Here is a 13,609-nt window from a genome sequence, read left to right as displayed (position 1 = left end):
AGGCGCGGCACCGTGGTGTCGCGGATGCCGCCGTCGGCGGCGAGCCGGATGTCGGCCTCGCGTCCGGCCTCGCGCATCAGCCCCCGCATGGCGGCGAGCCGGGGACAAGCGGTGTCGGACAGGCCCTGGCCCTTCACGCCGATGGCGGTGCCGAGCAGCGTGACGAAGGCGACGCGGTCGAGCCAGGGGCGGGCGGCCGCTTCCGGGGTTTCCAGCCGCAGCACCAGCCCGGCCGCGCAGCCGAGGTCGGCGATGAGCCCGAGGGCCTCGTCGACCACCGGGCCGTTCTCGGCATGGACGGTGATGAGGTCGGCCCCGGCCTCGGCGAACTGCCGGATCTGCGCCAGGACGATGTCGCCCTCGACCATGAGGTGGACGTGGAGCGGCTTCGCCGTCAGGGCGCGGATGCGGGCCACCTGGTCGGGGAAGAACAGGAAGGAGGGGGCGAAGCGGCCGTCGGCGACGTCGACGTGGTAGAGGTCGGCGTGGGGCTCGGTGCGGGCGATGTCGCGCTCGAGGTTGGCGAGGTCCGCCGACCAGAGCGAATATTCGGCGAGCAGGCGGTGCCGGGGCAGGGCGGCGAGCCAGCCGGCGTCGGGCTTCTGGGTCATGGCGGGTCCGTCAGGTGAGGGGGGCGAGGAAGTCGGCCACGGCGGCCCGGAAGGCCGCCACATGGGCGGGGCGGGCGCTCTGCTTCGAAGGAATGCGGGCCAGCCTGGCGCCGGGGATCGTGGCGGCGAGCGCTTCGGCGGTGGCCAGCGGATGGACGAGGTCCTCCCCGTGGCCGATCACCAGCGTCGGGACAGCGAGGGCGGCGGCTTCCTGCCGGTCGACGCCCGGGCCGTCCCCGGCGATGTCGGCGAGGATGTCGGCCAGGGCGGCGAGGTCCGGCGCGTCGAAGAACCCGATCAGCGAGGCGTAGTTGTCGGGCGCCTCGGCTGCCAGGCGCCGGCCCGTCGGCGAGGCCGCGAAGGCGGCTTTGGCCGCGGCGGGCGCGGCGGCGCGCATCGCGGCGGCGGCTTCCACGTAGGGGCGCAGGGTTTCTGGCGCCGCCGCGAAGAGCCAGGCGGGCCGCGCCAGGATCAGGCCGCGCACCCGCCCGGGGTGGCGCACGGCGATGCGCAGCGCGATGGCGGCCCCCATCGAGGTGCCGCCGACGACGAGGTCGCCGACGCCCTCGGCGTCGCAGAAGGCGAGCGCGTCCTCGGCGAAGAGACCGATGGAGAAGGGCCGCCGTGTGCCGGGCCGGGACGCGCCGTGGCCGCGGCATTCCAGCGTCAGGCGCCGCACGCCGGGGTGGTCGGGCACGGTCTCGGCCACCTGCGCTTCCGCGCCGCCGAGCCCATGCTGATAGAGCAGCGGCAGGCCCGTGCCGGACACATAGCCCTGCAGGGCGGCGTCGTCGCGCGTGAAGGGGATCCGCGTCACCGCGCGACCTCGCCGCGCAGGAAGGCCGCCACGCCCGGCGCCTCGGCCGCCGTGAGGCCGTGGGTGACGACGGGCCCGTCGAAGCCCACGGCGCGCAGCCGGGCGATGAAGTCGGGGAAGTCGACCACCCCGGTCCCGGCCGTCACGAAGCCCCCGGCCGCGTCGCGGTCCTTGGCATGCGCCATGGCGATGGCGTCGCCGGCGAGGTCCACGGCCTCCGCCACGATGCGGCGGGCCTCGGCGCGGCTCGCCCGCTCGAACAGGTTGGCGGGGTCGATGACGAGCTTCAGGCGCCGCGATCCCATCTCGGCGATGAGGCGGCGCCCGTCGGCGGCCGACGTGACGACGTTGGCCTGTTCGGGCTCGACGCCGAGGTCGACGCCGGCGGCTTCGGCCAGCGCCAGCGCCCGTTCCATCTCGCGCGTGAGGTCGGCCCAGGCTTCGGGCCGGGCGTTGTCGGGGTGGTGGCGCCACTGGTCCTCGGCGTCGCGCGTGCCGGTGCACAACGTGACGAGCGGGATGCCGAGCGCCCGCGCCGCCTCGACCAGCACGCCGAGCCGCGCCAGGCCGTCCTGACGCACCGCCGGGTCGGGATGGATCATGTTGTAGGTGGCCGACAAGGCCGAGAGCGCGACGCCGCTGTCCCGCGCCGCCGCCCCGACCGCCGCCAGGACGGGGGGCTCCACCGCGTCCGGCAGCGCCGGCAGGCCGCAGCAGGCCATGTTGAACTGCGTGCCGGCATAGCCGGCCGCCGCCACGGCGCGCAGCACGGCGGCCGGGTCCGTGCCCGGAAAGGTCTTGGCGAAGATGCCGAGCTGCATCACACGGCTCCCGTCATGTCGGCGACCGCGACGGCTCGGCCGCTGCGGGCGGATTCGGCGATGGCCGCCATGGCCTTGACGGAGGCGAGCCCGTCCTCGACGTCGGCACCCCGCTGCGGGACGCCGTCGAGCACGCAGGCGGCGAAGCCCTCGAGCTGGCGGCGGAAGAAGTGCCCGTCGGCGCCGAGCACGCGCCGCGTCGTGGCGTTGGCCTCGTGAAAGATCTCGACGTCGCTGGATTTATAATACCAGGGGTTGTAGGTCTTGGCCAAAATGCTGCCGTGCTCGCCGTAGAGCTGGAAGCCCTCGAACCAATCCATCCGCACCGCCACGGTCAGGTCGAGGTGGCCGAGCGTGCCGTCGGCGAAGCCGGTCTCGACGAACCAGCACTGGGCGCCGAACCGTTCGGAGTGCCGCGCCCGCACCTCGGTGATGTCGCCGCACAGGAAGCGCGCCGTGTCGACGAGGTGGCTGCCATGGGCCAGCATGAAGTAGCGGCGCAGGTCCGCCTTGGGGTTGCCGGCGGGCTTCTTCTGGGCCGCGCTGGAGACCGGCAGCGGCTGCACGGCATCCGTCATCGTGTAGCGATGGGTCGAGTCGCAATACCAGGCCTTGAGGGCGAGGCGTTGGCCCATCTCGCCGTCGATGAAGGCCCTGGCGGCTTCGAGCCCGGGGTCGAAGCGCTTCATGTGGCCGACCTGGAGGACTCGGCCGGTGCGGCGCACGACATCGCGCAGCGCCTCGACCTCCTCGACCGCCGTGCCGAGCGGCTTCTCGCACAGCACGGCCTTGCCGGCTTCGAGCGCCGCGATGGCGGCGGGCACGTGCCAGGCATCCGACGTCGCCACCACCACGGCCTCGACGGCCGGGTCGGCCAGCATGGCGTCGTAATCCGTGAAGGTGCGCTCCGGCGCGTAGAAGGCCGCCATGCGGGCGAGCAGGTCAGGCGCCGCATCGCAGATGGCGTAGAGGTCGGCGTTGCGCGCCTTGGCGCAGGATTCGAGGTGGGCGAATTGCGCGATGGGCCCGGCGCCGAGCACGCCCACCCGCAGCCGCCGCCCGTCCTTCTGGATCATCGATCGCCTCCCGCCGCATCGGAGGCCGGTCGCCCGAGCCGCCGTTTGCCGCAGAACAACGCAGCGCGCCGCACCCGTCAAGCATGAAACAGCAGATCCGCGCATGAAAACGCAGCGCCGGGCTGCCCCCGCGGGGGCGCGTCCCGGCGCCGTCGGTCAACCGCCGATGTTGAAGGCCGCCAGGGCCGCCATGTTGACGATGTCGGAATCGCGCGCGCCGAGCGGCACGATCTGCACCGGCCGGTCGAGCCCGACGATCATGGGGCCGATCAGCGTGGCGCCGCCCATCTCCTGGAGCATGTGGGTCGAGATGGAAGCCGAGTGGAAGGCCGGCATCACCAGCACGTTGGCGACGTCGGACAGGCGGCAGAACGGGTAGGCCGCCATGCGCTCGCGGTTCAGCGCCACGTCGGCGGCGATCTCGCCGTCGTATTCGAAGTCGACGTGCTGGGCGTCGAGGATCTTCACGGCGTCCTGCACCCGCTGCGAGCGTTCTCCGGGCGGGTGGCCGAAGGTCGAGAAGGCCAGGAGCGCCACCCGGGGCTCGGTGCCGAGGCGCCGCGCCACCCGTGCCGCCTCGACGGCGATGGCGGCGAGGTCCTCGGCGGTGGGCATCTCGGTGATGGCGGTGTCGGCCACCAGCACGGTGCGGCCGCGCGACAGCACGAGCGACACGCCCATCAGCCGGTGGCCGGGCTTGGGGTCGATGACGCGCTGGACCTCGCCGAGCGCGACGGAGAAGTTGCGCGTCACCCCCGTCACCATGGCGTCGCCGTCGCCGTTCGCCAGCATGGCGGCGGCGAAGTGGTTGCGGTCCGTGTTGATGAGGCGCTGGCAGTCGCGGAACAGCAGGCCCTTGCGCTGCAGGCGCTGGTACAGGAACTGGGCGTAGGTGGCGTTGCGGTGCGACAGCCGCGCGTTGTGGATCTCGATGCCGCGCTGCTCGTCGAGGTCGACGCCGGCCGCGAGGGCCGTGGCCTTGATGCGCTCCTCGCGCCCCACCAGCAGCGCCGTGCCGAGGCCCTGGTTGGTGAAGGACACGGCGGCGCGGATGACCTGCTCCTCCTCGCCCTCGGCGAAGATGACGCGCTTGGGGAAGCGCCGCGCCCGTTCCACGATGCTCTGCAGCGCGCCCGCCACGGGGTCGCGCCGCGCCGACAGCTGCGCGGCATAGTCCTTCATGTCGAGGATGGGCCGCCGCGCCACGCCCGTGTCCATGGCGGCGCGCGCCACGGCCGGCGGGATCGTGTGGATGAGCCGGGGGTCGAACGGGACCGGGATGATGTAGTCGCGCCCGAAGCGCGGCCGCGAGCCGCCATAGGCCGCCGCCACCTCGTCGGGCACGTCCTCGCGGGCCAGGTCGGCCAGGGCGTGCACGGCCGCGATCTTCATCTCCATGTTGATGGTGGTGGCGCGCACGTCGAGGGCGCCGCGGAAGATGTAGGGGAAGCCGAGGACGTTGTTGACCTGGTTGGGATAGTCCGAGCGGCCCGTCGCCACGATGGCGTCGCCCCGCACCGCATGGGCCTCCTCGGGCGTGATCTCGGGGTCGGGGTTGGCCATGGCGAAGATGATGGGCTTGGGCGCCATGCTCTTCACCATCTCGGCCGTCAGCGCGCCCTTGGCCGACAGGCCGAAGAAGATGTCGGCGCCCTCGCAGGCTTCGGCCAGCGTGCGCTTCTCGGTGCCGGTGGCGTGGGCCGACTTCCACTGGTTCATGCCGCTCTCGCGGCCCTGGTAGACGACGCCCTTGGTGTCGCACAGCAGCACGTTCTGCGGCTGGAAGCCCATGGCCTTGATGAGGTCGAGGCAGGCGATGCCGGCCGCGCCGGCGCCGTTGCACACGAGCTTCGTGTCGCGGATGTCGCGCCCCGTGAGCTTCATGGCGTTCAGCATGCCGGCGGCCGCGATGATGGCGGTGCCGTGCTGGTCGTCATGGAACACCGGGATGTCCATGAGTTCGCGCAGGCGCTCCTCGATGATGAAGCACTCCGGCGCCTTGATGTCCTCGAGGTTGATGCCGCCGAAGGAGGGGCCGAGGTAGCGCACGGCCGCGATGAAGGCGTCCGGGTCCTCGGTGTCGACCTCGAGGTCGATGGAATCGATGTCGGCGAAGCGCTTGAACAGCACCGACTTGCCCTCCATCACGGGCTTGGACGCGAGGGCGCCGAGGTTGCCGAGCCCCAGGATGGCGGTCCCGTTGGAGATGACCGCCACCATGTTGCCCTTGGTGGTGTAGTCGTAGGCGCGGGCCGGGTCCTCGGCGATGGCCTTCACCGGCACGGCGACGCCGGGCGAATAGGCCAGCGACAGGTCGCGCTGGGTCGCCATGGGCTTGGTGGCGATGACTTCGAGCTTGCCGGGTCGGCCCTGCGAATGGAATTGAAGCGCTTCCTGGTCCGTGATCGTGCGGCGCTTGGGTCGGCCGCTTGTGGTGTCGTTCATGTTGTCCTGGCTCGTCGTTCGGGTGCGAGTCGAGGGAGGATAGGGCGGGAGGGGGCTGAGGGATAGCGGGGGGAGCGACAGCCGTCCGGCCAATTCTCGTGCCCGCTGTGCAGGTTGGCTTGGACGCGGGCGTCAGGCTCGACCGTGAAGACGGCAACCCCGGGCCGTCGACGGTCGGGAGGCGAGCAGCGGCGAGATCCATCGGGTCGCCGTCGACCCCGGCCGGCGCGGTGGCGGGCCTTTCCGGCGCGGCCTCGGGGCCCGCATGCGGGATCCCCTCGACATCCTGCCGGCGGCTGCGACGGCGCGGAGACGACCCGGCCTCACTCTCCCGTGCAGAGCGGCACCGGCCGGGGCGGCGGCGCGGGATGGGCTGCCTTGTAGCGCGCGATGATCGGCTCCAGCGCCCCCCGCGACCAGAAGCGCGGCGTCCCGATCTCGCCCGCGCAGGAGGCGTTCCAATAGGCGCCGCCATGCGTGGCGGCGCGGATGTCGGCCGCCTCGGGGTAGATGTAGAGCGTCGTCGGGCGGCCCTCGACCAGGGCGCCGATCTTGTCGGCATCCGAGGCCGACCAGCTCGTGCAGCCGTTGGAGCGGCCGCCCGCATAGTCGACGAGGTGGCCGAAGGGCACGTAGCCCTGCGGGTTGGCATAGGGGCTCGCCGGATCGCGGCGCAGGCAGACGCCCTTCAGCGTCACGGCGGCGTGGCCGCCGATCTCGCGCGCGCTGGCGTTGGCGGTCTCGCCCTCGCCGACGAAGGGCACGAAGGTGCGCAGGAAGGGCGCGTCCCCGGCCGTCGAAGCGCGGTAGTAGCCCTTGAAGGAGGTGCGGGCCGCGCCCGTCACGTAGGCGCCGCCGGTGGTGAGATTGGAGTCGGCGGCATTGCCGAAGTTGCGGGCGCAGCGGCGGCCGTTGCGGAAGTCCGCGGCGCCGGGCAGGTCCAGCCCCGAGCCGTGGCCGGCCGGGATGGCGGTGAACGTCTGGTCGGCCTCGCACACCACGTAGAAGCGGCCGCCGTCGGGATCGTTGGGTCGGGTCGCGTCCATGGCGAACCAGCAGGCGTTCGACACCGCGCCCTCGGCGAGCTTGCGGGCGTAGAGCGCCCGTGCCCGGCGCAGCACCGGCGCGGCGATCTGGCCTTCGCCTGTGCCGACATGGGCGGCGAGCCAATCCGGCAGCTCCGCGTCGGCGGCGCGGGACGGGCCCGGGGCCAGCGACGCCGCCAGGCCGGCGCAGAGCGCCGCCAGCGCGGCGCGCGTTGAAGCGGATCTCGTGGACACGCGAACCTCTCCGTTGATCGTGCCCCACCCTACACCGGCGGCGGGGCCCGACGCCACGCGGCCCGGCGGCGCGGTCAGCCCCGCGTCAGGCCCGTCGGAGGGTGCAGGCGTCCCGGTGCGGGCGTTTGTCGATCACGCATTCACGACAAAACTCGTTGTCGATCACGAAAGCGCGTTTGGTGATCGACAACGAATTTTGTCGTGAAGGCGTGATCCTCAGAAAGCGGCTCGACCTTCCGCGATGTTGAGCAATTCGGCAAAGGCCAGGATGGCAGGCCGCCTGCCGCTCGCGGGACGGATCTCGCGCAACAGGCCCCGATCACGAACGATGCGGAGGATGCGAATTGCGGTCGGTGCAGGGATCTCGGCGGCGGCCGTGAAATCCGACGTCTTGAAGATGGGTCGACCGAACATCCAGTCCAGAGCGCGCACTGCATATTGCGATCGCGTTTCCTGCGCGATCCAGTCAAGACGCTCGCGGTAAAGGTTGCCGATGGCCTGCGCTTTGCGCTGGTTCACCTCGGCTTGTGCGATCAGGCCCTTTAGAAAGAACTCGCACCAACCCGTCCAATCATCTCGCGCGGAGGTCGCTAGCAGGCACTCGTAATATTTTTCGCGGTTCTGCTCAAGAAATTCACTCATATAGAAATTTGGTTGCTCCAGCAGCCCATGGCTGAACAAAAACAGGGGGATCATCAGCCGCCCCAAACGGCCATTGCCGTCGAGGAAGGGATGGATTGCCTCGAACTCGGCATGGACGATCGCCAGCTGCACGAGCCGATCCGGGGCGGCTTCATGGATGTAGGACTCCAAGCGATCCATGCAGCCGCGGAGCTTGTCTGCTCCGCAAGGCACGAAGCGGGCCGATTCGACGCCGGCACCGGTTGGTCCGATCCAATTGGAGACCCCTCGGTACTCCCCGGGAGCCTTATTCCGCCCCCTGACGCCTTGCATCAGGACCGCATGGGTCTGCCGGATGACACGCTGACTCAACGGCAGAACGCGCAAAAGCTGTGTCGCTTCCCGAAGGGCGGCGCGGTAGTTCAACACTTCCTGGATGTCGGCCGTCTTGGGCGTGGTCTCGTTGTTGGCATCCCCCTCCGCCTCGAACTCCAGGACTTCCCCGAGAGTCGCCTGCGTGCCTTCGATGCGGCTTGAGAGAACGGCTTCCTGCGCCGTCAGGGGTGACAGGAGGACATCCGGGTTGGGAACGCTGAGCAGAGCACCCCTGTACAGCGCGACGGCTGCATTGGCGGGTCCAATCAAAGGTAGGAGTCGCTGCCAATCGAGTCGGTCGGGCGGAAAGCGGCCCAGGTGGTAGAGGACGGTCATAGGACGACGATGGTCCTCTGAAGCCGACCTCCATGGCGCGCCAACACCGTGGCAGCCAAGTCGTTGAGGGAATTACCGACGTGCACGTGGTCGATGAGGGTCTTGTCGGCGCGGAACGGCACGTTGCGGGCATCCTGGCGGGGCCATCACCCTGTCACGGCATGTCGCCGAAATCCAACGTGATCGACACGCTCTGGTGCCATGTCGATCTCGTCGTCGCATCGCCCCCGCCTCACTCCGCCGCCGTGCGCTGCTCCCCCGGGTCGCCCGCCAGCTTCTGGTTCAGCCACGCGTCCAGCTTGTCGAGCGCGGGGCTCGACACGGTCGGGGCCGCCGGCGGGTTGGCGTAGCCGGCCGCCTTGAGCTTGGCATGGATGTCGTAGAGCAGGTCCGAGGTGATGCGGGCCCGGCTTTCCACGTCCTCGACGAAGGCGATGAGATCGAAGCTCATGTTGGCCTCGGTCAGGGCCGTGAACAGCACCGTGGGGTTGGGGATGGCCAGCACCCGGTCATGCGCCTTGGCGGTGGAGACGAGGGCGGTGCGGACCTCCTCGGGGTCGGCCGACAGTGGCACCGTGAAGGACAGCTTGATGCGGCCCACCCGGTCGTTGCGCACCCAGTTCTTGACGACGCCCGACATCAGCGACGCGTTGGGCATGATGACGAGGGCGCGGTCGAAGGTCTCGATCTCGGTCGACCGCACGTTGATGCGCCGCACGTAGCCCTGCTCGGCCCCGACCTCCACCCAGTCGCCGACCCGCACGGCCCGTTCCCACAGGATGATGAGGCCCGAGACGAAGTTGTTGGTCACGGTCTGCAGGCCGAGGCCGATGCCGACCGACAGGCCGCCGGCGATGAGCGTCAGGCGTTCGAACGAGAGGCCGAGATAGGCCAGCGCCAGGCCAAGGGCCAGGACGAAGCCCAGATAGCCGAGGCTCGTCACCAGCGAGTTCTGCAGGCCCGTGTCGAGCTTGGTGTGGGGGAGGTACTGGGTTTCCAGCCAGCGCTGCACGGCGCGCTTGGCCGTCATGGCGACGACGAAGAGCAGCACGGCGACGAGCAGCGACGAGATCGAGATCGTGGCGCCGCCGAGCGAGAAGCCGAAGAACGCGGCCTCGACCGTCGCCACCATGTCGCCGGACTCGATGCGCCAGGGCGCCAGCACCAGCAGCACCGCCACGACGTAGAGGGCGACCTTGACGAGGCCGGACAGCAGGATGGCGGCCTGGTCGATGCGCTCCTGCCGCACCCCCAGCACCGCCGACAGGGCCTGCGCGGCCGGCGTCTGCGCCTTGGTCAGCGTGCCGAAGCCCTCGGCGGTGAGGATGAGCAGCACGTAGAGGAGTTCCAGCGTGCCGGCGACGGCGATGAGCTGTTCGACCAGGAAGGCCGCGAAGGCCACGAACCCCACCAGCACCGACACCAGCAGCGTCAGCCCGACGACCCGGCCGGCCGTGCGGAGCAGCGTGGCCCAGCGCTGGCTCGCGGCGCCGCGCTGGCTCGCCTCGTCCCGCCGGAGCCAGCTCTTGCGCAGCGCCAGGGCCAGGGCCACGATGACGGCGACGGCGCCCACGCCGCGCGTCGCGATGGCGACCGGCACGCCGACGCCGATGAACTCGTTGACGACCTCGACGAAATGCACGACCGCCACGATCACGGTCGCCGTGATGGTGAGGTGGTAGAGGTTCTTGGCGGTGCCGTCGTCGATCGGCGGCAGGCGCCAGTTCGCGCTCTTGGGCGCGAAGAGCCCCCGGGCGAGGCCGATCAGCACCGACACGCCGATGACGGCGACCGTCAGCGCCGAGCCGATGGAGGCGAGGAGCGTCGGCAGGTCGAACAGCGTCACGAGCAGCCCTACCGCCAGCACGGAGGCGGTCGGCACCACGGCGGTGACGGCCATGACCCGCAGCGCCCAGATGGCCTTGACGAAGCGCGACGGCTTGGCGGCGGGATCCCGCCCGCGGAACCGCACCGCGACGCGCCAGGCCGGATAGTAGAGCGCGGCGATCAGGGCCAGCAGGATGCCCAGCGCGGTCCGGCGGGCCGGCGACTGGCCGTCATAGGCGGCCTGGACCCAGTTCTCCCCGAGCGTGACGATGCGCCTCGCGTCGTCCGGCACCTCCGCCGCCACCGCGACCCACAGGCCGGGGCTGAGCAGGCTCGACGAGCGCGTGAAGAGGTCGTGGGCGAAGAGGGCGCGGCGGCGGCTGACGATCGTGTCGCTGACCTGGCCGGCCTGAACGGCGAGCACGCGGGCGCGCTTCTGCGTGGCGTCGAGGTCGTCGAACAGCTTCTGCTGGGTCGCCCGCTCCTCGGTGACGGCGGGCGCCTCGGTCGTGCCGTCCTTCCCGTCGGGCTTGGGGCCGAGCTGCGCCAGCCGGTCCTTGACGGCCGCGATGCGCGGCGTGAGATCCGCCGCGACGCCGTTCATCTGCGACGCCACCGGGTCGATCTGCTGGCGGAGCTGCAGCAGCACGGCGTCGTTGAGGTCGCCGCGCGCCAGCCGCTGGTCCACCGCGTCGAGGGTCTGCTTGGCCATGTCGAGGTCGCCGGCGGCCTTGTTGGGCACCTGGGCGAGCGCGGGCGCGACCAGCAGGGCGAGGACGAGCGACAGGACGGACAGGAAGCGGATCGGCAAGAGGCGGCCTCGGGTCTCGGGAACGATGGGGCGGGTCAGTAGAGCGGCACGAGGCGCAGCCCGGTCTTGAAGGGCCCGACCGACACCCGGCCGTCGGCGAAGCCGATCGGCATGGAGACGGTGCCGGGCGCGGCCGCGGCCGGCTTGGTGCCGAGCAGGTCGGCGAGCAGGCCGCCCACCTGCACGGCGCCGAGCGAGATGCCGAAGCGCTTGGCGAGCGGCTCGAAGCCGCCGAGCCGCGCGTCGAGCCGGCCCTGCAGGCGGTGCAGCTCGTCGAGGCCCAGCGTGCCGGCGGCGCCGAGCGACAGCGGGCCCTTGGCGAGGGCGAGGTTCGCCACGTCGAGCCGCCCGCCCGCGCGGCGCCAGCGCTCGACCGTGGCGGGGCCGAAGTCCGGCAGGTCGCCGAAGGCCCGCGTCACCGTGCCGGACAGGGTGGCGTCGGTGGCGGCGGTCTCGCCCGTCACGCCATCGAGGAGCGGGGCGGCGAGGCCCGAGACGGCGACATCGACGGCATCGGCATCGGCGGCCGTCTCGCCCACCGCGGCGCCGAGGGCCGGGCCGGCGCGGAGCGCGATGCGCCGGGCGGTGGTGCCGGCGGCCCCGGGGCGCGTCAGCGTGAAGCCTTCGCCGACGATCTCGGCGCGGCGCCTGTCGCCGAAGATGCCGCGCAGCTTGGCGCCGAACCGGTCCCAGGCCAGCGTGAAGTCGGCGCGGCCGTCGGCCGTCGTCAGCGCCATGGGCCCGTCGAGCACGATGTAGACGGCGCTAGGCTCGTAGAGCCAGGCCCGGGCCGTGAGCCCGGCGAGGCGGCCCTCGCCCGGGCTGCCGTCGACGGCACCCGCGAAGGTCACGCCCCGGCACGCGACGGCGATGCGGAACGGGTAGCCGTCGATCGTGCGGTCCGGGCAGGTCCAGCTGCGGCCGTGGGCGGCCTCGGCGGCGATCCAGCCGTCGAGGGCGGCGCCGGCCTGCTGGCGCGCGAAGCCCCACAGAACCGTCCAGCCCAGCACCAGGATGGCGACGGACAGCAGCGGCACCAGCACGGCGGCGCCCGGGCGACGGCGGCCGCGGCGGAGCACGACGGCGTCGCTCACGACGGTTCCCTCCGGGGTGCGAACCGGCCTAAGCAGGACGGCGGGGGCCCGCCCATGCCGTCCTGCGTCTCGACCCTGTCGGCGGACGCGGAGATCCGTGGGCCGACCCACGCAGATCTGTTCGGGAAGGCGCTGAAGCGGGGGTGGGCGCGATGGCGGTGGGCGAGGAGGGCGGCGATCTGTGGATCTTCGCCTATGGGTCTTTGATGTGGCGGCCGGATTTCGGCTTCGAGGAGCGCGTCAGGGCACGGCTGTTCGGCTATCATCGGGCCCTCTGCATCTATTCGCACCACCACCGCGGCACCGAGCGACGCCCTGGCCTCGTCCTCGGGCTCGACCGCGGCGGCTCCTGCGTCGGACAATGCTTCCGTATCGCAGCCCCGGCGCGGGCCGCAACCCTGGATGCCGTGCGGCGCCGCGAGCTGATCTCGGGGGTCTATGCGGAGATTGCGGCGCCGGTGCGCCTCGCGGACGGCCGCAGGCTGGCGGCCGTCGCCTATGTGGCGTTGCGCGGCCATGCCCAATATGCCGGCACGCTCGACGAGGACGCGGTGGTGCGCCACGTGGCCCAGGGCCACGGCACCGGCGGCCCCAACATCGACTACCTCCGCAACACGCAGCAGCACCTCGTCGCCATGGGCATCCGCGACGACAGGCTGGCGGCCGTGCTGCGCCGGCTCGACGGGGCCGGGTGACCGCCGGCCTGCCGTGCGGCTCTCGCGATCCCGCACCTTGCCGGTCGTTTCCAGGCGCCTCCGGCCGTGGCAGCATGGCGTCATGACATCGCGCATCCGCCCCGCCACCCGGCACGACCTCGCGGCGGTCCAAGAGATCGTGCAGGCTGCGTATCGCCACTACGTCGTCCGCATCGGGCGCGAGCCCGGCCCGCTCCTCGACGACTATGCCGCGTTGATCGGCGAGGCCCGTGTCCACGTCGCCGAGCGCGACGGCCTCGTGCTGGGTCTCGTCGTCCTTCTTCCGCAGGACGACGCGATGCTGCTCGACAACATCGCGGTCGCGCCCGCCGCCCAGGGTTCGGGGCTGGGCCGCCTGATGCTGGACCGCGCGGAGCGCATGGCGATCGAGGCCGGATACGACGCGATCGAGCTCTACACCAACGAGGCGATGACGGAGAACATCGCGCTCTACACGCGCATCGGCTACTCGGAGACGCGCCGGGTCGAGGAGAAAGGGCTGCGGCGGGTTTACATGCGCAAGGCGCTCGACCGCAGCCCGTGAGCGCGCCGGGCTTCGCGCCGCCCGCAGAGCCCGGCCGATCGGCTTCGGCGGCGTGCTCTTCGACGGGCTGACCCACCCGGCCGGGCTCGACTATGCCTCGCTGCCGACCCGACCGGCGTCCGGCCCGCTGTCCCGACGCGCGGCAGGCGCGACACGCCGCTCGGCCCTGCGGGCGGGTCCGCCGCCGCCGGCCGGATCCGGCTGATGACACCGCAATCATTCTGTGCTGCACTCGGGCTTCGTGGACGACAGATCC

The 13,609-nt window shown here is 71.7% G+C and carries 11 protein-coding genes; 2 read left to right on the top strand and 9 right to left on the bottom strand.

All coding sequences use genetic code 11. The features are described from left to right. From D3272_RS16480 to D3272_RS16440, 9 genes are all read right to left on the bottom strand, one after another. Positions 1 to 611: ribulose-phosphate 3-epimerase (locus tag D3272_RS16480; RefSeq protein ID WP_165361383.1), on the bottom strand; the 611-nt coding region annotated here is incomplete at its 3' end. Between the two features lie 10 nt (positions 612 to 621). Beyond that, positions 622 to 1,428, bottom strand: a complete 807-nt coding sequence (locus D3272_RS16475) for an alpha/beta fold hydrolase (protein WP_129220299.1) — start codon at positions 1,426 to 1,428, stop codon at positions 622 to 624. After that, positions 1,425 to 2,249: a sugar phosphate isomerase/epimerase family protein gene (locus D3272_RS16470; RefSeq protein WP_129220298.1), complete on the bottom strand. Its 825-nt coding sequence runs from the start codon at positions 2,247 to 2,249 to the stop codon at positions 1,425 to 1,427. Before D3272_RS16470 ends, D3272_RS16475 begins: the two co-directional genes overlap by 4 nt. Next, positions 2,249 to 3,325 carry a Gfo/Idh/MocA family protein gene (locus D3272_RS16465; protein ID WP_129220297.1) on the bottom strand — a complete coding sequence of 359 codons (1,077 nt, stop codon included), beginning with the start codon at positions 3,323 to 3,325 and terminating at the stop codon, positions 2,249 to 2,251. The genes D3272_RS16470 and D3272_RS16465 overlap by 1 nt, the downstream gene beginning before the upstream one ends. 156 nt (positions 3,326 to 3,481) lie before the next feature. Further along, entirely contained in the window at positions 3,482 to 5,770 is a 2,289-nt protein-coding gene (locus D3272_RS16460) for an NADP-dependent malic enzyme (protein ID WP_129220296.1), read from the bottom strand. A gap of 323 nt (positions 5,771 to 6,093) precedes the next feature. Continuing rightward, positions 6,094 to 7,050, bottom strand: coding sequence for a hypothetical protein (locus D3272_RS16455; protein ID WP_129220295.1), 957 nt, complete (start codon positions 7,048 to 7,050; stop codon positions 6,094 to 6,096). A 216-nt stretch (positions 7,051 to 7,266) separates the two neighbouring features. Then, positions 7,267 to 8,382 (bottom strand): Fic family protein, encoded by a 1,116-nt coding sequence (locus tag D3272_RS16450; RefSeq protein WP_129220294.1) that lies wholly within the window; start codon positions 8,380 to 8,382, stop codon positions 7,267 to 7,269. Positions 8,383 to 8,614: 232 nt separating this feature from the next. Next, positions 8,615 to 11,020: a DUF3772 domain-containing protein gene (locus D3272_RS16445; RefSeq protein WP_129220293.1), complete on the bottom strand. Its 2,406-nt coding sequence runs from the start codon at positions 11,018 to 11,020 to the stop codon at positions 8,615 to 8,617. A 35-nt stretch (positions 11,021 to 11,055) separates the two neighbouring features. After that, complete coding sequence (locus tag D3272_RS16440; RefSeq protein WP_165361382.1) at positions 11,056 to 12,114, bottom strand: DUF2125 domain-containing protein; 1,059 nt, start codon at positions 12,112 to 12,114, stop codon at positions 11,056 to 11,058. 152 nt (positions 12,115 to 12,266) lie between these two features. On the opposite strand from D3272_RS16440, the gene D3272_RS16435 reads away from it, so the two are divergent. Both D3272_RS16435 and D3272_RS16430 read left to right on the top strand, forming a co-directional pair. Further along, positions 12,267 to 12,809 (top strand): gamma-glutamylcyclotransferase, encoded by a 543-nt coding sequence (locus D3272_RS16435; protein ID WP_129220291.1) that lies wholly within the window; start codon positions 12,267 to 12,269, stop codon positions 12,807 to 12,809. 82 nt (positions 12,810 to 12,891) lie between these two features. Beyond that, complete coding sequence (locus tag D3272_RS16430) at positions 12,892 to 13,353, top strand: GNAT family N-acetyltransferase (protein WP_129220290.1); 462 nt, start codon at positions 12,892 to 12,894, stop codon at positions 13,351 to 13,353. The last annotated feature ends 256 nt before the right edge of the window (positions 13,354 to 13,609 follow it).

Origin of the sequence: Lichenibacterium ramalinae, assembly GCF_004137085.1 — a bacterium.
GTDB classification, from domain to species: Bacteria; Pseudomonadota; Alphaproteobacteria; order Rhizobiales; family Beijerinckiaceae; genus Lichenihabitans; species Lichenihabitans ramalinae.
This window is presented reverse-complemented; position numbering and strand designations above follow the sequence as displayed.